The sequence below is a fragment of the Bdellovibrio sp. CKG001 genome, from assembly GCF_055397465.1.
Genome location: NZ_AP029173.1, coordinates 2,532,150 through 2,554,417, shown reverse-complemented (window position 1 = coordinate 2,554,417; position 22,268 = coordinate 2,532,150). Strand labels below are relative to the sequence as shown.

At 50.5% G+C, this 22,268-nt stretch carries 15 protein-coding genes; 5 read left to right on the top strand and 10 right to left on the bottom strand.

Features of this window, described 5'->3' with window-relative positions:
* Entirely contained in the window at positions 1–714 is a 714-nt protein-coding gene (locus tag ACZ50P_RS12050) for a flagellar brake protein (protein ID WP_464120507.1), read from the top strand.
* Between the two features lie 81 nt (positions 715–795).
* Positions 796–1,482: a beta-sandwich domain-containing protein gene (locus ACZ50P_RS12045; RefSeq protein WP_464131405.1), complete on the top strand. Its 687-nt coding sequence runs from the start codon at positions 796–798 to the stop codon at positions 1,480–1,482.
* Between the two features lie 20 nt (positions 1,483–1,502).
* On the opposite strand, the gene ACZ50P_RS12040 is transcribed toward ACZ50P_RS12045, so the two are convergent.
* From ACZ50P_RS12040 to radA, 3 genes are all read right to left on the bottom strand, one after another.
* Positions 1,503–2,567: a substrate-binding domain-containing protein gene (locus ACZ50P_RS12040; RefSeq protein ID WP_464131403.1), complete on the bottom strand. Its 1,065-nt coding sequence runs from the start codon at positions 2,565–2,567 to the stop codon at positions 1,503–1,505.
* Between the two features lie 110 nt (positions 2,568–2,677).
* Positions 2,678–3,070 (bottom strand): Crp/Fnr family transcriptional regulator, encoded by a 393-nt coding sequence (locus ACZ50P_RS12035; RefSeq protein WP_464120510.1) that lies wholly within the window; start codon positions 3,068–3,070, stop codon positions 2,678–2,680.
* Positions 3,071–3,098: 28 nt separating this feature from the next.
* On the bottom strand, positions 3,099–4,493 hold the full coding sequence (gene radA, locus ACZ50P_RS12030; protein WP_464131401.1) for a DNA repair protein RadA: 1,395 nt from the start codon (positions 4,491–4,493) through the stop codon (positions 3,099–3,101).
* A gap of 105 nt (positions 4,494–4,598) precedes the next feature.
* Between radA and ACZ50P_RS12025 the strand changes: the two genes are divergently transcribed.
* Genes ACZ50P_RS12025 through ACZ50P_RS12015 form a run of 3 tightly spaced genes read left to right on the top strand, consistent with a single transcriptional unit; the run spans position 4,599 to position 8,727 of the window.
* On the top strand, positions 4,599–6,980 hold the full coding sequence (locus tag ACZ50P_RS12025) for a transglycosylase SLT domain-containing protein (protein ID WP_464131399.1): 2,382 nt from the start codon (positions 4,599–4,601) through the stop codon (positions 6,978–6,980).
* A gap of 41 nt (positions 6,981–7,021) precedes the next feature.
* Complete coding sequence (locus ACZ50P_RS12020) at positions 7,022–7,909, top strand: ABC transporter permease (RefSeq protein ID WP_464131397.1); 888 nt, start codon at positions 7,022–7,024, stop codon at positions 7,907–7,909.
* On the top strand, positions 7,906–8,727 hold the full coding sequence (locus tag ACZ50P_RS12015) for an ABC transporter permease (RefSeq protein ID WP_464120514.1): 822 nt from the start codon (positions 7,906–7,908) through the stop codon (positions 8,725–8,727). Before ACZ50P_RS12020 ends, ACZ50P_RS12015 begins: the two co-directional genes overlap by 4 nt.
* Here the strand turns inward: ACZ50P_RS12015 and ACZ50P_RS12010 are convergent.
* From ACZ50P_RS12010 to ACZ50P_RS11980, 7 genes are all read right to left on the bottom strand, one after another.
* Entirely contained in the window at positions 8,724–10,193 is a 1,470-nt protein-coding gene (locus ACZ50P_RS12010; protein ID WP_464131395.1) for an amidase, read from the bottom strand. The genes ACZ50P_RS12015 and ACZ50P_RS12010 overlap by 4 nt on opposite strands.
* 52 nt (positions 10,194–10,245) lie before the next feature.
* Positions 10,246–11,346, bottom strand: a complete 1,101-nt coding sequence (gene ychF, locus ACZ50P_RS12005) for a redox-regulated ATPase YchF (RefSeq protein ID WP_464120516.1) — start codon at positions 11,344–11,346, stop codon at positions 10,246–10,248.
* A gap of 47 nt (positions 11,347–11,393) precedes the next feature.
* Entirely contained in the window at positions 11,394–11,957 is a 564-nt protein-coding gene (pth, locus tag ACZ50P_RS12000) for an aminoacyl-tRNA hydrolase (protein ID WP_464120517.1), read from the bottom strand.
* 73 nt (positions 11,958–12,030) lie between these two features.
* Positions 12,031–12,672: a 50S ribosomal protein L25 gene (locus ACZ50P_RS11995; RefSeq protein ID WP_464131393.1), complete on the bottom strand. Its 642-nt coding sequence runs from the start codon at positions 12,670–12,672 to the stop codon at positions 12,031–12,033.
* Positions 12,673–12,786: 114 nt separating this feature from the next.
* A complete protein-coding gene (locus ACZ50P_RS11990; RefSeq protein WP_464131391.1) occupies positions 12,787–13,731 on the bottom strand; it encodes a ribose-phosphate diphosphokinase in 945 nt (314 codons plus the stop codon).
* A 126-nt stretch (positions 13,732–13,857) separates the two neighbouring features.
* Positions 13,858–14,967, bottom strand: coding sequence for a ribosome small subunit-dependent GTPase A (rsgA, locus tag ACZ50P_RS11985; protein WP_464131389.1), 1,110 nt, complete (start codon positions 14,965–14,967; stop codon positions 13,858–13,860).
* Positions 14,968–15,162: 195 nt separating this feature from the next.
* On the bottom strand, positions 15,163–21,921 hold the full coding sequence (locus ACZ50P_RS11980) for a hypothetical protein (RefSeq protein WP_464131387.1): 6,759 nt from the start codon (positions 21,919–21,921) through the stop codon (positions 15,163–15,165).
* Positions 21,922–22,268 lie beyond the last annotated feature (347 nt).

The following is a 22,268-nucleotide window of genomic DNA, read 5'->3' as shown; positions in this document are numbered from 1 at the left end:
ATGAACGGCCCCGGAGCGCAGACAATCTTTAAGAAAGTGGCGGTGTCCGAAAAGAAGCTTCTGTTTCGCGAGATCGCCGATGACAAGCTTCAACTTTCGATGAAAGGCTCGGTGAACGAGGAGGTCTTTCATTTGATTGCTGTGCAGGTGGATAAGGATGAAACTTTGTTGTGTCATCACACGGCGGACTCCAAAGGGGTTACCACCCCTCAGAAAGTGGTGGTGAACTTTCCCTTCAAAAGCGAGCGCTACTTTTTCCAGACGGACTTGTCCTTCAGTGTTGGGTGGGCGGTGCTTAAGACCGATGTGGACCTGTTCCAGCTGCAACGCAGAGCCAATGCCCGTATTGATTTGCCGGCAAAGTACGAGGCCATTTTCAGCATTCTGAATCACGGCAATCGGGTTTACTTTGTTGAAACCAGGGTGAAAGATGTCAGCGCCGGAGGTCTGAAAATAGATTTCAAAGGGACCTCACCGGATCTGAAAGTGGGGGACCGCATCAAGGGCGCTCTGCGTCTTGGAAGTCGTCGGGCCATGGAGTTTGAGGTGGAGGTGCGTTTTGCCCAGAAGCGGGAGCAAGAGGGTGAGACCTTCCAAACTGCGGGTTTACAGTTTCTAAACGTCAATCAGATGCTGGAAACGCGTTTATTGAGTCTGATGATGGATCTGCAGCGGGAACTGTTCTTAAAATATCCCAAAAAAGACGGGCGATAGAAGTTGTCAGTTTCATTTGGTGTCATTTTGTCCGGCACGAATCTTGGAAAGATTGTTGTGTTTGATTAAAAAGGAGCCTTTATGAAACTACCATTGATGTCTACTCTTTTGGCCGCAGCTTTCATGCTGCAAAGTCCATTGGTTTCTGCGCAAATTCGCCCGGATCGTGGCAACGACGATCGACGCGAAGATCGCCGTGATGATCACCGTGGGCCGGATCGTTACCATGATGACGATCGTTATGATCATGGCCGTCGCGATGATCGCCATGGCGGCATTCGCCCTCGTCCAGAACCACGTCCACCGGTCAGACCGAATCCGCGTCCTGATCCATATCCGCATCCAAACCCTCGTCCAGAGCCGTATCCAAATCCTTATCCTCCGCACAATCCCTATCCGCCTCCAGGCAATCACTATGGTGAATCCAGCGTGCAGTTCTATGGCGTGAGTCGTCGCGGCGGTGGCGAGTGGTTGCGTGTGCAGTTCAACTATGCAGCTTATGTGGATTATGTTCGCGTCAGCGTTTACCGTGCCGGAGTGCAATTGCATGAAACTTATGCGATCACTCAAAGCGGTCGCCGTGTGCAGTTGAACCGTTTGAGCTACACAGGCACGTTCTACTCTGGTTTGACGTCAGAATATCTGATGGCCGGAGAAAGAATTGTGGCGATTGATATTCGCGCTGAATCCATGGGTGGGTATGCGGACCTGGATGTGCGTGTATCATCCAGCTACGGTGCACCTTCCATTTATCCTGTTCGATACTAGTTCCAAAAAAACTGGAGGCCTTAGTGGCCTCCAGGATACCAAATCTTCGTATAGGATTCTTCAAAAGGGATCCTGCCTTCGAGCTCTTTCAAAGAGTGGGCTTTCAAAGAATCCGCTGTCACCTCAATTGGTTCACTGACATAACCGCTGGGAGCCAGGCCGGCAAAAGCTCGGTTGAATTCATCAGCCAACTGCCATCCCTGAGCACGTAAGGGTTCCGCAATGGTCGCCACCTGTTGGGACAGTTGGGACTTGATGCGAGTTAAGGCGGTGATGGAACCATCACCGGCCGAGATATTCACGATATCTTTTCTTCCGATTTTTTTCAGCGGAAAGTTCATGTGATCAAAGTAGACATCATTGATTGCCAGTGTATGAGTCCATTTTTTTCCGTATTGTCTGTGCAGGGTTTCAACGGTCTTGGGAACTTCACGGTCCGCTTGCGAAATTGGCATATCCAGAGTTGTTAAGACCTTGATGTCCTTTGAATCTTCCAGAATGTGTTTCATTCTTTCTGCTTTCGCCAGTGCAATGGTGAAGCGACTGTCGGTGATTATAACCACACCGGCTTTGCGCGGACCGAACTTCGTGGCCAAGCGGGCGGATCTTTCAGCTACGATCAAAGGATCTGTCGTAATGTTGGTGAAAAGAAGCTTGGATGGGCCGGGTTTGGCAGAGGCATGCCACCCCAGAATACGAATTCCTGCGGCCTGGGCTTGTTTGACCTGTTCGGGGTGATCCTCGGCATCGAAGCCCCCAAGAACAATACCGTCCACTTTCTGCGAGATCGAGTGGCGCAGCTGCTGGCGCAGAAGTTCCGAGCTGCCTTTGCCGTCAAAAATCTGCGCTTGCCATCTCAGGACACGAACGGCGGAAAGAAAACTTTCGCTGACGGCACTCACGCCGCCATTTTTTAAGTCCGAGGCAATAAAATGAACAGTGTGTGATTCCTGGGCTTGAGGCCCTGTGGTGGGGCCGGTCCATTTTGTTGTGTTCTGGTGTTGGGCCTCAGTGGTCATGGGGGAAAGCAGTAAAACCACAGGCAGTGAGCAAAGGAAAATATAAAATCTAAATTTGGCGATCATTTGTTCTCAGCATACATGGTCATTTCGCAAATAACTATGTGATTGAGGATTACAATGCGCTCAGGAAAGTGAGGAGGACACAAAAAAACACCCCGAATAAGGGAGTGGTTTTAAGGACTGCGACGTTTGAACTGCTCCATTTCTCGTATTTTTTCCGTCATATTTTGCAGGCGGTCGGTAAAGGACTTCAGCATGCACTCAGCCCAGGTGGGAAGTTCGGCCAGAAGTTGCTTGTAGCCTTCTTCCGAGACTTTCACCAGTACAACGTCGGTGGTGGCTTGTGCTGAAGCTGAACGGGGCATTTTTGAAATCAAAGCAAATTCACCAAAGGATTCTCCATCGGTGATGTCACAGATGTGAATGCGTTTTCCCATCTGGTCTTTGGTGAAGATGTTCACCACACCGGATTCGACGATATAGAAGTGATTTTCGATATCGCCCTCAAAGAAGATGTAGTCGCCAGGTTGATAGCTCTCTTTTACAATAGCGCTCTGATCGTCCATGTCAGAATCCTCTCGATGTGTGAATGTTCTATTTAATTATTCTACTCAGATCATGCACATTTTTGACAAATGAAATTTTCTTCTCTTTCGAAAGCTTCACTTCCTCCAAATGGCGTTTGTTGGAAAACGGAATCACAAAGTGCATAAAGCCCAGCTTGTCAGCTTCGCGGATTCTTTGTTCCACAAAAGAAACCCCACGGACTTCGCCAGTTAAACCGATTTCACCAAAGAAGCAGGTTTTTGCATCCAGATCTCTGCGGCCTTCTGTGGAAAGTACCGCAGCAGCCACCGCCAGATCTGAAGCAGGCTCCACCAGCTTCAAGCCACCTACCACGTTGATAAAGATATCACTGTGGGCCAGGCGAATATCCAAGTGGCGATCCAAAACGGCCGTCAGCAAATGCAGACGATTGATATCAATTCCCAGCGCCGTTCGGCGAGGCATGGCCATGGGACTGGAAAGGGTCAGCGCCTGCACTTCACAGAGCAGTGGTCTTGTTCCTTCCATCGACGCGAACACGGCCGATCCTATCAGTTGATCGCCACGTTCTTCCAAAAACAGTTCTGATGGGTTTGAGACTTCTTCCAGACCGCGCGAGTTCATCTGGAACACACCCAGTTCATGAGCCGCACCAAAACGGTTTTTCAAAGCCCGCAAAAGACGGAAGTTGTAAGAGACATCACCGTCGAAGGACAGCACGCAGTCGACCATGTGCTCAAGCACCTTCGGGCCGGCAATGCTGCCGTCTTTGGTGACGTGACCAATCAGGATGACTGTGATGCCTTCTTGCTTGGCTAGTCCCATCAAATGACCGGCACACTCGCGCACCTGGGAAACTGAGCCGGGGGCTGCCTGCAAATCAGGCAGGAACATGGTTTGGATCGAGTCCACCACTAGAACATCGGGTTTTTTAAAGCGCGCCATTTCCATGACGGCCTGAAGGTTGCTTTCACAACCGATTTCAATCAGCGGAGAACGAATGTCCAAACGATGCGCCCGAGATCCGGTCTGCGAAACGCTTTCCTCTCCAGAGATGTAGAGAACCTTGTGTTTGTTTTTGGCTAAACCACCAGCCATTTGCAGCAAAAGGGTGGACTTACCAATACCAGGCGAGCCCCCCAGAAGAACGAAGCTGCCTTTGGCAAGACCGCCCCCCAAGACACGATTGAGTTCTTCAAAACCCGTGTCGAAACGATCCAGCTTCACCTCTTCAAGTCTTTGGTCCAGGGTGACTGGTTTGGAAGCCGCGGCATCCCTCTCCGGAGAGCCAGTGGACCATCCTCGAGTTTTGACCTCGGGCATCTGCAGTTCTTCGACGTAGGAATTCCACGCGCCGCAGTCAGAGCATTTTCCTTCCCACCTAGGTCTTTGGGCCCCACAATTTTGACAGGTATAGATCGTTTTAGTTTTCGATTTTGCCATAGATATTCGGTATCATTATTAAATGACGGAAGCACCTGAAAAACGATTTGGGAAGGGGCTTCTTTTTATTGGAACTGTACAACTTTTTGTATCGGAGTGGTGGACATGAAGGTCTTCCTGAAATGCATTGTTTTTTCTCTTTTGATGGGTCCTTTGGCGGGAGCTCAAACAACCAAGAACGATCTGGAGCCCTTTAAAAAGGCGCTGGAACAATTTCGTGCCGCCAAATATGAAGAAGCCATTCCTGCATTTCAAGCTCTTCTGAAAGACAAGACCTCTTTGGAAGAATACGTGCGCTTCTATCTGGGTCAGTCCTACATGAAAACATCCAAGTGGGACGAAGCAGAAGGGGAGCTGAAGAAAGTTCTGGAGCTTTCCCCAAATGTGAAGATGTCCATTGAAACATCCAATCTGATGGGTCAGATTGCCTTGGAAAAAAAGAACTTCAAACAAGCCAGCGTGCAGTTCATGAAGCTGGAAAAACGCACACGTAACACCGAGGACTACCCGGATGTCATTTACAACCTTGCCATTGCGGAAAAAGGTTTGAACCGTCATGGCAATATGTGCAAATGGCTGGTGAAGCTTTACGAGCGTCATCCGGCCTATCCGAAAGTCGCTGACTGGAGTGTGGACCTTGCCAGCAATGAATTCCAAGGTAAACCCACAGATTGCAAAGCTACACCTGAAGATTTCCGCACCCGCGTTCGTTATTTGCTGTGGGCCGGACAGGATCAAAAAGCTCAGGCTGAAATCAATATCATGAAAAGCAAACTTCCCAAGTCGGACAAATATCTTTCCGACAAACTGCAGGCCCAGTTCTATCTGCAGGAAGGGGAAGTGGTTAAAGCTGTTGAATTGTTAAAGCCCTACTATGAAGCCAATAAAAGAAACTTTGATTTCCTGATTCTTTTTGCCTCCGCCGCCGCACGAGCAGGGGAAGTGCAACTGGCAGTGGGATCTTACTATTCTGCCTACAAGATGAGCCCGAAGTCCAAGACCGGCCGTCAGGCGCTTTATCAGTCCGCTTTCCTCAGTTATCAGTTCCAGGACTATGACGGAGCTGCTCGTCGCTTCCAGGAGTTCATGAAGGCGTATCCAAAATCCGGCTTGAACCGCGATGCTCAATGGCATTTGGCGTGGCTGAAGTATCTCAAAGGTGATTACCAGGGGGCGTATAAAGCTCTGGGTGAATTGAATGCGGCGAAAAAAAGAAACAAAAAAGCCTGGAAGTCCTTCCCAGAAGATCGTGTGACTTACTGGATGGCGATGAGCTTGTATCGCCAGGGGAAAGTGGAACAGGCCCGCGCCATGATGTCTTCTTTGGCGAAGGATTCTTTGCTGGGGTACTATGCGATCGCGGCCCAGGCCCGTCTGAAGAAGATGGAGGAGATCAAAGTTCCTCGGTTGGCAGAATCCAGCCTGCCGACCCAACCGCGTGTGATTTCCCGTTTCTCGGCCGGCGAATTCCTGATGCCATTTTCGCAAGAAAGCTATCGTGGGGATGAAAGTGAATCAGAAGAAAATCTGATCCTGACCCAGTATTCTGCGGACGATGAAAAAGGGGAAGAGGAAGAAGCCGAAGCGGTGGACAACCCGGATTTGAAGTCCGTGGAAGTGGCTGATTCGGTGGAATCTGCGGATGAAGTTCCGGATGCCAGTGGTGAAAAAGTGGCGACGTTCTCGAACCCGGCGCTGATGAAGCGCTTTGAACGGGCTCGCGATATGATGATTCTGGGTGAAAACGAATGGGCGCGTTGGGATCTTTATGACATTGAACGCAAGACATCCAACCGCGAGTACCTGCGCACGTTGATGAGCGAATACAATACGGCCGGTCACTACAACCGATCTTCGTATATCGCACAGATCAACTTTGGCGGTCAGCGCGCCGCTCATGGCGTGGAAGGAATCCGTTATCTTTGGGAGTTTGCTTATCCTCGCGCCTATTCCGAGCATGTGGAAAAATACACCAAGAAATTCTCTGTGCCGGAAGAGCTTGTATGGGGGATCATGCGCGCGGAAACTCATTATCGTCGCGACGCGATTTCTCCGGTGGGGGCCCTGGGCCTGATGCAGGTGATGCCGTTCACGGGACACAAAGTGGCGATGCTTTTGAACGAAAAAGAATTCAAAGCCCCAATGCTGTTGCAGCCGGAAACATCCGTGAAAATCGGCTCGCGTTATTTGAAACGCCTGATGGATCGCTTTGAAAATACGATCCCACTGGTGGCGGCGGGTTACAATGCCGGTCCTCACCGTGTGAAAAACTGGCTTTCCAGCTTCGGTAATCTGGAAACGGATGAGTTCATTGAGCACATTCCGTTCCTGGAAACTCGCAACTATGTGAAACGTGTGGTTTCCAATGCGCACATTTATTCACAACTGTACGGCAACAAAAAAGATCTTTTCCCTTATCTGGCGGGTGCGGTGCCGGTGAAGTTCACCGCCGAGCTGGCAGGAAAAGAAAACTGGGATGACATTTGAGCGATACGGGATTTCGTTTTGTCTTAAAAAAGTTATTTGAAATGTTAGCGTCGCTGGTGGTCCTGGCGACGCTAACATTTTTTTTGCTTAAAGCCCTTCCAGGTGGTCCCTTTGACGAAGACACCGCGCTGAACCCTGTGGTCAAGGAAAAGCTGTCCGAGCACTGGGGAGTTCAGCAGTCCGCGCTGGGGCAAGTGGGTTCTTATCTGTTGGCGGTGGGGCAGGGCGATCTGGGAATTTCCATGGCAAAGCCCGATCGCACAGTGGCAGAGATCATCGCGCAAGGGGTGCGCAACACGCTGGCCTTAAACGGCATTGCTTTATTGTGCATCTTGTCCGGAGCCTTCATAGTGGCGGTGGCAGCCGTGCGTTTCCGTGAAACCTGGATTGAAACCATGGTGGATCAGATGGTGATTGCGTTTTTGTCACTGCCCAGCCTGTTCTGGGGTCCATTGTTAATATATCTTTTCGGTTTTTACTGGAACCTTTTGCCAGTGGCCTTTTTGGCTTCTCCGATTCACTATGTGCTGCCGGTTCTGACGTTGAGTTTGCGCCCGCTGGCCTTTTTGATTCGTCTTTTGAAAAACTCGCTGAATGAAAATTTCCAGATGGATTACGTGCGCACAGCCAAAGCCAAAGGCATTGGGGTGTGGGCGATTTTGATTCGGCACGTTTTAAAGAACTCGCTGGTTCCGTTTCTGAGTTACGTGGGGCCTTTGATTGTTTCATTGCTGTCGGGTTCGTTCCTGGTTGAAGTTCTTTTTGCCGTGCCGGGATTGGGAACCGAGTTCATCAGTGCCTTGAACGACCGCGATTACACCTTGATCGTGGGTCTGACGCTTTTCTATGGCAGTCTGTTGATCGTGGTGAATTCGTTGATTGATGTGCTTTTGCGTCTGGCAGATCCACGCTTAAAGGAGCAGGCATGAGAAAAATCTTGTTCGCTTTGGCCGTGGTGTTTTTGGGAATTCTTCTGTTTGCCACGATCTTTGGGCCCTGGTTGCTGGCGACCTCCGGACTGGAGCAAAATGTCGAAACCATTTTACTGCCGGCGGGGAAAGAGCATCTGTTCGGGACGGACAGTCTGGGGCGTGATCTTTTTGCACGCGTGCTTTTGGGGGGACGAATTTCACTGGTGGTGGGACTTTTGGGGTCGCTCATGGCCTTTGTTGTGGGGCTTTGTTATGGCGGTGTGGCCGGTTGGTCGGAAGGTCTTGTGGACCGCACGCTTATGCGCTTTTGTGACATCCTGATGGCCATCCCCAGCTTTATTCTGGTGTCGGTATTGTGTTTAAGTCTGCAGTTGCTTTTGCCCTTTGAAGATCCTTTGTACCGTTCCTTGATCAGTCTGTGTGTCAGTATTGCGGCGACTCATTGGATGAGCCTTGCCCGGGTCACCCGCGGGATGGTTCTGGAAATCAAGCGCAAGCCTTTTGTGGAAGCCGCCATTGCGTTGGGTGGCAGTCGCAGTCATATTTTTATCAAGCACATACTGCCGAATATGCTGGGCACATTGTTGATTCTGGTGGCGATGCAGATTCCGACCAACATCTTGTATGAAAGTTTTATGAGTTTTATCGGGTTGGGGATTCATCCGCCGTACACAAGCTGGGGTATCTTGGTGCGAGAAGGGTGGAAGACTCTTTCCAGCTTCCCGCATCTGATTTTGTTCCCCAGCCTGGTGTTGTTCCTGACGGTGTGGAGCTTCCACATCATCCTGGATTATCTGCGTCGGCCTAAATTCTAAAGACCTTTGGGAGGCTGCCAGCCGCCGAAGGTTGTTTCCAGGAATTCCGCACAAGACAAAGCCAGATGGTCCTTCATGTAAGGGGCCACCACCTGCACACCCAGTGGCAGGCCGTCTTCATTCAATCCCATCGGCACTGACGTTGCTGGATGTCCCAAAGTCACAAAGATCGCTGTGTAGATAAAATCAAACGGTGACCACAAAGGCGCACGATGTTTCGGAGCCACGCGCGGATGTGGGGGAAGGATCAAAAGACCTTCGTCGCCCAGTTTGGCATCCAGTTCAGCGCGCATCTTTGCCAGAGCTTGCATTTCTTCGGCAAAGTCTTTTTTGCTGGTGTCAAAAATTTCTGCCAGCGACACCAAAAGATTTGGCAGGGTGTAGTCGCCTTTGCCAAATGTCAGCTTCAGAATTTCTTTTCCGATGGACAGATGTTGGGTGGGTCCCATCAAAGTCTCATACAGATTGCGAGTCTTGGAGTTTTTCAGGGCTGCAAACCACAACTCCACCGCGCGAACAAAGAAGCGAGGATCCAGTTCTTCCACCTCAGCACCCAGCTCTTTAAACAACTTTCCACAATTACGCACAGCTTGTGCCATATCGTCATCCGTCCCGCGCGCACGGTGGAAATTGGGTGTTGGACAGATCAGGATCTTTCGTCCGGCCCATTCCTCTGTCAATCCGCCCAGTGACGGGGTTTTGACGGTCTGTTGATCGATATCATCAGAACCTATTAAAACTTTCAGCATGGGATAAAGATCCACTGCTTTACGAGTCATCGGTCCCATGGATGTGAATGGATACTTTTCCCCCAACAAAGTGGTGCGGAAGTCATCTTCCACAAAAGGGAAATGTCCTGTCAGAGGCAATAGATAGCGTGAAGGCTTGTGGCCGAAGACACCACAGAAAGAGGCCGGCATACGAATGCTGCCGCCAATATCACTTCCCAAGCCCAAGGGGGTGGCACCCGCGCCCAGCAAGGCTCCTTCACCACCACTGCTGCCACCGCAAGTGCGGCCCAGGTCGTAAGGGTTGTTGGTGCGGCCATAGACCGGATTGTAACATTCAAACCAGAAGCCCAGTTCAGGGACATTGGTGGTTCCCATGGGAATGGCGCCCGCTTTTTTCATACGCGCCACCACGGTCGCATCCCAGTCCATCACTTCGTTTTTGCGATGGATACTGCCGCCCGTGCGTTTCATGCCGGCATAGGCGAACATTTCTTTGACGGTGAAGGGCACACCAAAGAACACCGGCAGGTTGGTATTGTCTTTGGCCAATTGTTCTGTTTGTTCATGCGCCAATTTTCTGGCGCGAACAAAGTCGTCTTCCACCATGGCATTCAAAGCAGGATTGACCTGTTCAATGCGGGCAATGTGCGCTTCAAGCACCTCCGTGGGGGAGACTTGTTTAGAGACAATTTTTTTATTCAGTTCAACAGCAGAAAGCTTCAGAAGTTCATTCATAAAAAAAACAAAAGGGAGCTGGGAGCTCCCTTTCCTCTTCCTCTCGGAAAAATTAAACGTTGAATTTGAAGAACAAGACGTCGCCGTCTTTCACCACGTACTCTTTACCTTCGATGCGGTATTTGCCGGCATCCTTGATGGCTTGTTCGGACTTATAGTTGAACAAGTCTTCACAGTGGTAAGTTTCAGCTTTAATGAAACCGCGTTCGAAGTCCGAGTGAATCACACCCGCAGCCTGAGGAGCTTTCGTGTTGGCACGAATAGTCCAAGCGCGAACTTCAGTCACACCTGCAGTGAAGTAAGTCTGCAGACCCAAAAGTTTATAAGCTTCACGGATCAAGCGGTTCAAGCCCGGCTCTTCCGCGCCCAAAGCGTCCAGGAAGTCCTTACGTTCTTCTGGTGGCAACAAAGCAATCTCTGCTTCCATCGCAGAACAGATCAGAATGGTTTTGTTGTTTTCCTCAGCGGCGCGAGCCTCAACAGCTTTTGTCCAGTCGTTGCCACCGGCGGCGAAGTCCGTGTCGTTTACGTTCATTGCGTAAAGAACTGGTTTTGCCGTCAGCAGATGCATTTCGCGCAAAGCACCCATTTCCATATCGTCCAAGGCAACGGAACGAGCCGGAAGGCCTTTACCCAAAGCCTCTTTGATTTTTTTGGCAACTTCTACTTCCAGCTTCAATTTCTTGTCGGTGGAATTCTTGGCTTGTTTTTCCGTGCGCTGCAAACGCTTTTCCACGGAATCCAAGTCAGCCAAAAGAAGTTCCGTGTTGATGATTTCGATGTCACGGATCGGATCTACGGAACCTGCCACGTGAATGATATTTGGATCATCAAAGCAACGAACCACGTGAACGATGGCATCAGTTTGACGGATGTGGGACAGGAACTGATTTCCCAAACCTTCGCCCTGGGAAGCTCCTTTAACGATACCCGCGATGTCCACGAATTCCATTGTTGTCGGAACAACCTTTTGAGGTTTGATGAATTCGGTGATTTTATCCATGCGTGGATCGGGAACTGTCACAACGCCCACGTTTGGATCAATTGTACAGAACGGATAGTTAGCGGCCTCAGCCTTTGCGGAAGTAAGAGCGTTGAACAAAGTACTTTTGCCAACATTCGGTAATCCTACGATACCAACCTGAAGTGCCATTAAAAACCCCTTGGAAAACAGTATTAAACAAACGCAGTCAATCTAGCTTAAGTGTTGAATTTTGTCGAAGCTTTTTGAATTCCGTCCAGTATGATACTTTCAATCGCATCACCGGCTTTATTCAGGAAATCCGGCATTTGCGCGAACTCTTCTTTGGTAAATTTGCCCAGCACATAGTCGGCCACGGGAATATGAGGATTCTCGGGACGACCGACGCCCAACTTCAGGCGGGTATAGTCCATGGACCCCAACAGACCCGAGATGCTCTTAATGCCGTTGTGGCCGCCATGACCACGGTTCTTGTGAATCTTCATCTGATTGAAGGGCTGGTCAATGTCGTCATGAATAACAATGAGGCGTTCCTGAGGGATTTTATAGAAGCCCATCAAAGGCTGCACGGATTCGCCGGAAAGATTCATGTAGGTTTGCGGTTTGCAAAGGATGACCGGGTGATCTTTGATTTTGGTCTGCGCAATTTCGGCCTTGAATTGATTTTTAATGGCGGGGTTGCCCAGGCCTTCCATCAAATAGTCGATGGCCATAAAGCCGATATTGTGTCGAGTCAGTTTATATTCTCCGCCGGGATTTCCAAGTCCAACAATCAACCACATTGTTCAAGCCTTTCAAAAACAAAAGGCAGCTCGGGTGAGCTGCCTTTTTGAACTATCAATTCGTGCGTGCGAATTATTTTTTCGCAGCAGGTGCTTTTGCAGCAGCAGCTGGAGCAGCAGCAGCAGGAGCCGCAGCGGCAGCAGGAGCAGCAGCTTCTTCTTCTTGAGCGTTAACAACTGCAACAGTTTGCTCAGCGCCAGTGATCATTTTCACGGAGCCAGAAACTTTGATGTCGGAAACGTGAAGAGCATCACCAACTGCCAAGTTAGAAACGTCAGCAGTGAAGAATTCAGGGATTTCAGTTGGCAAGCACTCAACCTCAACGGAACGAAGAACAACGTTCAACAAACCGCCTTCAGAAAGACCGATTGGTTTACCTTCAAGACGAACTTCAACGTTAACGCGAACAGCTTTCTTAAGATCCAAAGCAAAGAAGTCTACGTGTTGTGGACGACGAGTCAGTGGGTGTACGTCTACGGATTTGATCAAAACAACGATACCGTCTGCTGTTTTGTCAGTGGATTTCAAGTTGAAAAGAGCATTCTCGTAAGCACGAGTGTTGTACTTAACGATTTCTTTTTCACCAACGGAAACGTTAGTTGGAGTTACAGCTCCGTAGATAACAGCAGGAACGTTGCGGCTCACGCGCAGGCCACGGCTTGTGTGTTTACCAGTTTGACGAGGTTCAACTGTAAGGTCGATTCTTGTTTTCATTTTTTATCCTTCTAGTCCAATAGAGGAAGTTAATAATATCCACCAGATGGTGGTTTAAGTTTTTACTTCAGCTTTCGCACCTTTCGGCGCTTCAGCTCTGTCGGCTGAGGCCGCTTAGTCAAAAAGCGAACTGACAGAGTCGTTGCCGTGGATACGCTTGATCGCTTCAGCCAGAACCGGAGCTACAGAAACCACTTCAATTTTTCCGCAGTTTTTCGCCGCTTCAGTCAGCGGAACCGTGTCAGTCACCCAGACTTTTTCGATCTGGCTTTCTTTTAAACGATTGATCGCGGGACCCGATAAAACGGGGTGCGTTGCAACGGCGAACACACGTTTTGCCCCATTCTTGTAGAGGCTGTCAACTGCTTGTGTAAGAGTTCCCGCCGTATCGATCATATCGTCCACGATCACGGCCGTTTTGCCAGTCACATCGCCGATTAAATGCAACGCTTTGGCCTCATTAGGCCCGGATCGGCGTTTATCGATAATCGCCATCGAGGACTCAATTCTTTTGGCAAAGGCACGGGTTCTTTCGACCCCTCCGGCGTCTGGACTCACTGCGACAAAGTCGGAGCCCTGGCCATAGGCCTCACGCCAAGCGCGAGCCAAAGTCGGAATCGCAAACAAGTGATCCACCGGAACATTGAAGAATCCTTGGATTTGGGCGGCGTGCAGGTCCACGGACACCACACGGTCGGCTCCGGCGGTCGTCAGCAAGTCGGCCATCAATTTGGCAGAAATGGGCGCACGGGGAGCCACTTTACGGTCCTGGCGGGCATACCCGTAATACGGGATCACGGCCGTAATGGAGGCGGCAGACGCCCGGCGAAGGGCATCGAGCATCACAAAAAGCTCCATGTAGTTCTGGTTCACCGGAGGGCAGGTGCTTTGGACGACAAAGACATGCTGTCCGCGAACGCTTTCATGGATTTCGACCTGAATTTCGCCATCAGCAAAACTGCTGACTTCACAGTATCCGAGCTCAACTCCTGCGGCTTCGGCTACTTTTTTGGCTAATATGGGATTGGCATTGGCAGTAAAGATTTTTAGGCCCTTCATCACTCGTAGTCTCCTGAGTTGACGTTGTGCACTCTGACGCTGTCAGAGTAGGGATGCGTTTAAAGGAAGCTAGCAAGGGGCCCTGATTTTGTCTACCCAAAAGGGGCCTTTTTAGGGCCCCTTTCTCTATATTTCTCCTCTGGATTTATGCTTTAAGCGCACGCGCAGATCCTGGGAAATTTTTTTCCACATTTGGCGCTCTTCCCGGGCGATTTCCGGATCGGATTTGCGTTGAAAATAACGCAGTTCTCGATCCAAATTTTGAAAACTTTCCCATCTTTCTGTGGAAAGTTCCCCACTTTGCAAAGCCCGCAGGATGGCGCAGCCTGGTTCAGTGTTGTGTTGGCAGTCAGAAAACCGACACTGGGTGGCCAGATCGACAATATCCTCGAACTGACTATCAAACCCTTCGCGGTGGTCCAAAAGCCCCAACTCGCGCATACCCGGGGTGTCCATCAGTAAGGCTCCCGAGGGAAGCTGGTACAGGGATCTTGATGTCGTGGTGTGCTTTCCCTTGTCATCGCTTTCCCGGATGCTCTGAGTTTTGAGCTGCTCTTTTTCCAGCAGCACATTTCCCAAGGTGGACTTGCCAACACCAGAAGAGCCCAAGAGCACCAAACTTTTCCCGGGCACCAAATAAGGATTCAGCCCGAGCACTGTTTCCGGTTGCAGGGCGCTGACGGCATGAACGGGGACGCCCATATGCTGGGACTCGACCGCCCGAAGCAGGCTGGCGATGTCTTCACAAAGATCCGCCTTCGTCAGAACAATGACAGGGGAGGCATTGCTTTCCCATGCAAGGCTCATGTAGCGATCCAGGCGCTTTAAGTTAAAATCCTGATTCGCCGACATGGTCACAAAGATCGTGTCCACGTTGGCGGCCACCACCTGGGCTCGTGCGCCGCTGCCGGGTTCTTTGCGATAAAAGCAGGATTTTCGTTCTAGCACCTCATGAATCAAGGCTTGCGTTCCGTCTGAATGCAGTTTGCAAATCACCCAGTCGCCCACGCCGGGGTATTCCAGGTTGATATCTGCGTGTTCATAGCGAAACTTGCCGGTCAGTTGGGCTTGGGCTTTTTCAGTGCCATCAGCGGTAAAATAAACCACCCGGTACATTTCGCGTTCTTGATTGATAATTCGTGCGACCACCTCGTCGCTGGCAAGTGGGCGCATTTCCAGTTGTGTCTGGAAAAATACATTCCATCCCCATTCGAGGATGCTGTGATTAAAATTCACGGATGACTCCATTTAGTTAAAAATAAAAAAAGGAGCTCTCGTGGGGCGAATTTGAAATTTAAATTGAATTAAACAGCCGCAGGAGAGCCAGCAAATTTGATAGAAGATAGAACAATCATCAGCCCTCCTTTATTTGGGTGTTTCTAAAGTATTCTCTATATCTGGAAATTATGCAAGTCCCTGGTGCAAAAGAGGTCAGTCTGGCAGGAAGTATTCTGCCACACCATAGAATCCGGAAGAATACACTGCGAATATGACCGAGTTGCGCTCGGGATGATAGAGCAGTCGACGAGCTGAGCCTACACATGACAGGCCTGGCTGGGACCAGCTTAACTGTGATTCTGAGTCAGTTTTCATATCGTATTGGTAAAGCTTGTTGTTGTTGCAATAGAAGAATCGTTCACGAGTGGCATCGTGGACCTTATTGTCCCAAGCAAAGCCAGTCATGCTTCTAGGGAAGTTCTTATAGGGAGAAATGTCTCCGCCTCGGGTGACCGAATAGATGGTGGAGCTAAACGGAGTCAGCAGCCAACTGTTTGCGGTGGAAGGGTAGGCGCCAGAGAGTCCCCCATAGGAGGGAAGGTAGGCCGTAGCGGCAGGGGTTGTCGTTGTTGGGAAAGGCCCATTGGTTCCGGTCACGCCGGCAACATGATACTGTTTGTAAGAGCTGCTGCTGTCATAGATTTTCAACATGGCATCAACGGTCCCCGAGTTCCAACGGGATTTATGCTGTAACACATCTTTTCCATCCCAGGCCAGAACCTGGCCGTTGTAGGCAATGCTGGCCCCGGCGGTGAAGCTGATACTGGCGCCATTAGTTCCATCCGCTGCGGTCGTGAAGGCAGTACCTCCGCCACCGGCAACCAGATTCGAAGCAAGAGTGCTGTAATCAAGGCGATAAAGCCCGCCTGAATTGCCCCAGAAAATATCGCCAGTGGCAGGATCGGAGGCGAAGTTATAAAGTCCGCCATAGCCGATATATCGGATGCTGCCACCCAGTTGGAATTCACGAATCGAGTAGTTACCCCAGTCGATGATATAGAACCGATCGCGGGCACCGCCAATGTTTTTACCAAACTCAAGGTCCATAATTGAACTGATACGAGCATTGGTGGAGCGATCGCCATCACCAGAGGTGAGGCCCTGACCAAACACGGTCAGGATTTTGTTGTCACTATCTATGGTGCGGATCAAACCTTTTTCCATAAAGAAGATCTGTCCGGTTTTTGAAATGAAGACATCGTTGAGCATAAGCGCACAGCTGGTTTTGGGCGTTCCATCGGGACAGATGGCCCTTGAACCGCTGGTGGTGCCTAATAGCAATGTGAGCGAGTTTGTGTCTGGATCCCATGAATAAAGGGCACTGCGGTCGTGCGTCACCACATAGAATTTGCCATCCATCCCGGTCATCAACCATGGGTGGTAAGGGAAGGCAATGTCATAAGGGGCCATCGTGGAGTAAGTTTGACTGTGGCTTCCATTCAGGAAATCCAAGCGGGCGTAACTTTGTTGATCGTTCCCAAGCACCAGATAGTAGATCATGGCCAGCATGTGTTCGACGGCTGAAGTTGTTGGGTTGAATTTTACGTGAATAGCTCTGGGATAGCGAGTGTAACCACCCTGAGGGGTCCATGGCGCGCTGGCATTGGTGTCAAAGCCCGGCCCTTGAGTCTGGATACGCTCCACTTTTTGAGTGGCTGCAACATAGTGTTGGAAGACCCCATTTCCACTGCTGGAGGCGCGGAAGTACATGTCACCGTTGGGAAGCACGGTCCAGCCAGCGGTGGCTTCATCATAGGCCGCAAGCTTAATCTGATTCCAGTCGACTTGCGTCCCTGCCGGATCAGTGCTTGCTCCGCCGCCAACAATGGTGGTGATGATATTGGTGTTAAGATCCACGCGACGAATGCGATCCGAGTCCCAGATCAGCAGTCCGTTGTTGTAATCAAGTCTTAGGGCTTCGGGGTATTTCAGTGTTGCAGAGGCGGCCGGGCCCCCATCACCACTGGAGGTTCCGGTCGTTGGAATAAATTTGTCGATAACCCCTGTGGCTGGATTGATCCACAACAGTCCATCGAATAGATCCCGAACAAAGACACGTCCGTCATCGGCAAAAATCAAACCGCCGGAATCCAGGGTATAGCCCGAGGTTTGGTTGCCGGTTTTGAAGGTGTACCCCATGGCACTGCCTTTCAGTCCTGAGCCAATATTCCCCGCAATAATCTGCAGATTGTCGTCATTGAGACCTGAGGAGCGCGCAAAGGTTTTCAGTCCCAATGTATCCCTCGCCGTCACACGAATCGAAAAGTATCCCGAAGTTGGTGCATTCGTCCAGGTGTAGCACCCGGTGGAGGAGTCTTGGTTGGTGCATCCACCATTGACGGCATTTGGAAGATTTTGGGCGCCAGGGATATCGACAAAGTTCACTTCGTCGGTCGTATACGACAGTGAAATTGGATTGGCTGCAAGCCCTTCGAGATCGGAGGCATTCCAACGGATATAGACAGTTTGCTGACTGACGCTGGTTTTTAGCTGTGACTTCAGTGGTGGAGACGACGGAACATCGACATTTGCGGCGATGACGTCCTTAACCACAGGGGGCGTGCCTGGATCGAAGTAAATAGATTTTTTATCGACGCCATCGCTGCCACTGTTGGCAGAGATGTTGCCAGCTTCGTCCATGACCCAAACATAGACAGAGTAAGACTGTTTTGTGAAACCCAAAAGATAGTAGATTCCATCCGCAGGAGTGATTGAGACTGTTTGCGATTGCAACCCCGTTGCCAGAGTTGTCCAACAGGCGGCGTTGCTGGCAGGGGTGGCCGGAGTGCCTATGCTGGAGCTTAGGAAGCACACACGATTCACTTTGCTGAAAGAGTCCGCGGCATTGAGACTGATTTGAACGTTATTGTTCGAGGTGTTCGCGGCTCCATTGTTCAGGTTAAAACTGCTGATGGTGGGCTTGGAGTTATCAATCTTGAATGTCCAGACCGCATTTGCGGAGTTTCCGGCAAGGTCAGTGAAAGAGACTCGCACTTTAGCGCCTGCGTGGGAAACGTCGGGCAGGCTGAGGCTGGTGTTGAAAGGTCTGTTGCTAAGAGGGCCATTGGCGGCTGCTACTGCGGGCTGAGCAATATAGTTACTGCCGTCAGAGGCCAGTTCAACGACAAAGTTCTGGGAACTGGATGTGTTTTGATCAGTCAGAAGCCAAGAGAACGTGGCTGAACTGTTGCCTTGGAAAATGGCTCCAGAACTGAAACTTATTGCCGGTGCCACAGTATCCAGTGTGAAGGTGGCTGGTGAACTCACGGCGCTGATGTTCCCGACGGCATCCATAGCAAAAGCATAGACAGACTTCAGGCCATCCCCGGTGCTGGTTGTAAAGACTTTGCTGGCAGCGCAGGAGGTCCAGTTAGGATCGCTGGCCAGTGGCACAGAGGCGCTTTCAGAGAAAAGCATTTTGACGGCATCGCCGGTGCATCCGGTAATGTTCATGGAGATTGAGTTTGTATTGCTATAAGCATTACTGGTGCGAGTAAGCACGAGGGAGCCAGGAGCTGTAGAGTCCACAGTCAGGTTGGAGCTGGAGATGGCAGAGTTGCTCCAGCCCGCAGAGTCGATGACTGAGATACGAATCTTGACTTGGGAAGAGTTGATCGAGCTGGGGATTGTCCAGGCATAGCTCCCAGAGGCAGGCTGAGCTGTGGCAATGCTGTTCCAAGTGGTGCCGCCATCAGCGGTGTAATCAATACTGACAGGGGAACCCGCCAAAGAAATATTGTCAGAAGCATTCCAGTTGATACTTTGAACGGAGCCGCCTTGATATGATCCGGAGTTCATCGAAGTCAGAGTGACCGATGGAACCGTGTTGTCCACTGTGAAGGCCAATGTGGAGAGGGTCTGACTGAAGTTGCCAACGGCATCGTAAGCAGTCAGGCGAACCAGCATGGTTGTGGAGTCCAGGGACGGCAGAGTCCAGCTATAGCAACCGCTGCTTCCACCAGGAATGCTACAGCCACCGCTGGAGCCGTTGATTGTGCCAGGGGACAATGTTGTCCAGGTGCTGCCGTTGTTGGAACTGTATTCAATAGCCACAGGGCTTCCGGCAAGTGCAAAGTTGTCTGAAGAGCTCCAGGCGATAGGCTCTGTGCTGCCAGCTTTGAATATCCCAAAATTAAAGTTATTCAGTGAAATTGTCGGCGCGGCGGAGTCAATGATCAGCGCGGCCAAGGAGGCCACTGTCTTACTGTTGCCTGAACTGTCGGTGGCCTTGGCGCGAATCCGGACTTGGTTTGAATTTATCAGGGGTAAAGTCCAAGTATAACAACCACTGCTACCACCGGGCACCACACAAGTGTCGTTGGCTGCATTGTTAAGAGTGTTTGCAATGGAATTCCAGGTCAAGCCGTTGTCGCTGGAATAGTCAATGCTGATAGAGCCGCTATTGAGGCCGACGTCATCTGAGGCATTCCAGGTGATTGTTTGAACCGAGCTTCCTTTAAAGCTGCCACTGTTAAACGAGGTCAGTGAAAGAGTCGGGGCAGTGCTGTCGATACCAAATGCGGCAGAAGTGATCGTGGAAGAGTTCCCGGCCATATCCATGGCAATAAGTCTTACTTTTGATCCAGCGGTATTTACCGCGGGCGGGGACCAAAGATAGCTGGTGCTTCCGGCGGCGGGTGTGGCGATGTCCGTAAAAGTTGTTCCATCCTGGGCAAACTGCAAAGTGAGTGAAGAAATATTGTTGGTATCACTGGCTGAAAATTGCAGATTGAAAGGGGTGGCACCTTGAATGGTAACTGGCAGATTAGTCAGGGAAACTGTTGGAGCAGTGGAGTCCACAGTCAGACTTCCCGACGAGACAGATGAGGCCGTCAAGCCGACTTTGTCAGTGGCCGTAACACGAACTTTGACTGTGTTGGAATCAATACTTGGAACTGTCCAGAGATATACGCCTGAGTTGCTGAGGCCGGAGGCGATGGAGATCCAAGAACTGCCATTATTGGTAGAGTATTCCAAGGCAATAGGAGCGCTGATCAATCCTCCCGTATCGCTGGCTGTCCAAGAGAACGTTTGGGTCGATCCACCTTTGTAAAGGCCGCTGTTCAGCGAGGTGAGGGCCACCACGGGCACAACAGTGTCATGGGTGAACTCCACTAAAGAATAGGACGAAATATTCCCGGCCAGATCTCGCAGCCAACCATAGATGTTATGAACGCCTTGGGTTGCGGGGATTGTGTAGGTGTAGGTGCCTCCCGCGGTGCAAGTCTGCCAACGGTTGTCACCAAGGCCAGGCTGCAGAGTGGAGTCAGTGAAAATGATCTGAGACGCAGCCTTATTGCAGTTTTGGTTGGTTAAAGAAACGCTGGTGGATTGAGATGGAGTCACGGTATTTAAGGAAAGTGCTGGAGGATTTGGTGCCGTGCTAGAGATGTTAAAGGCTGCACTTGTTGAGGTGTTGCTATTGCCGGCATTGTCGATGGCAACCAGTCGGATTTTGACTCCGCTGGCGTCCAGAGTTGGAACCCGCCATTGATAAGAGGTTGCTGAAGAAGCAAGTGTTGCGACATCCGTGAAGGTGTTGCCGTCTTCGGCAATTTGCAAGGTGAGCGAGGCAATTCCATAAGAATCGGTGGCGGAATATGTAAGATCCACCAAAGAATTTCCCTGCAGGTTGGTTGAGCTTAAGGCTGCCAGAGAGACCGCCGGAGCTTGTCGGTCCAGTGTGAAGGTCACTTGGGTTGGAACGGTGGAGATCGTTTTGCTGGCATCCAGGGCCCACAGTTTCAGGGTGATCGGACCATCTTCGGAAGCCAGAGTATAGTTGAGGGTTTGAGTCCCTGTGGTGTTGCAGATGATGTTGTAAGCAGACTCGTTGGTCGGTGCAATGGCAGCATTTTCAGTCAACGCTAGAGACGAAAACGACTCGCAGTTGATTAAAGAGGCGCCTGTATTGAGATTTAGGACGACATTTGCAGAGTTGATAAACGCCCCTGTCGGCGTGGCTTTGGTGAAGGTCGGGGAGGTTGGTGGAATTGTGTTGTCAACTTGGACGTTAAAAGTGCGAGTCCAAATTGGTTTTGTCGTGTCGATCTTCCCGGTGCCATCGTCACGCCCCAGGGTGATCTTCACGCTGCGCGAACCCTGGGAGTTGGCCGAAAAGACCTTGCTGAAGGAGGGAGTGCTGGAATGGGAGACCACTTGACCATCCAGTTCCCACTTGTAGATTGTCAGGTAGTTTGAAGACCAGTGCTGAGTTTCTACAATCGGGGTCAGCGTTTGCCCCTCGCCGAAGCTTGAGGACACCGTCATTTTTTTGATCTCAGGAGTGATGTCTTCGACTTTTTCAACGTTAAAGCCATAGACCTTCAAAAACTCGGCAGAAAGGGCTGGGGAGTTTTTGATTTCAAGGTAGGTGCCCTCTAGAGATGGCAGGCCGTATTCACTTTCAATCATTTGCAGGCGTGCGACGAAGTTTCCGAGTGCAGTCTTGTCAATACTGCTTTTGGAGATCCCCTGGAAGGCCGCTACGGCCAGAGCTTGTTCGGTGAGTTCGCTTCCCAGCGAAATGTTTTGATTTTCCATGCCCGTCAAGGGGCGACTGAAGCTAGAGTCACAATTGCTCATCACAGCTTTGTACTGGAGACTTCCATTTTTTAAACTGTCGCGGTCTGCCTCGCTGATGGTGAATGCATAAGTTCCATCGCTTGAAACAGAAACTGTCTGTAGAGCTGCGGGATTGTCGCCGCGATAGAGCGTGACGTTTGCGGGGCATCCAAGACCAATGTATGAACCTAGGGTCTTTAGGATGCCCGTGGAAAACTGACTTTCGGGAAGAATGATTTTTCCTGAGATTATAGTAGGGGAAATATCAGTGAGCGTCGCCTGAATATTACACGCGGTTTGACTCAAAATGAGACAAATGATGAGTAAAGAACGCTCCAAGATTCCCATGAAGAATCTATCGGCCACCAACGAGAACAGCTGAAGATTTTTTGCGTTAAAATGAAGATATCTCCAATGAAAGACTCGCGGATGTGTTCTGTATTATTCCATGACAAAGACAATGGTCCTGAAAGTCTCTCACGCCCCGCACCCAGCTCAGTGGCTGCCCTAGAATGTCACACGTGAAGAAAAGTTGAGCTGTGGCATACACTTAAGCCACAGCTCAGTATGAGTCATTGCATACACAAATGTCCTTGTCCTGCATTTTAAGTGCAGCTGGGCCGGGCGGAGGCATGGGGGCGCGAATGCTGCAAGAACTCACTTTGTCACAAGACCATTAAAAAATTGGCTTAAGC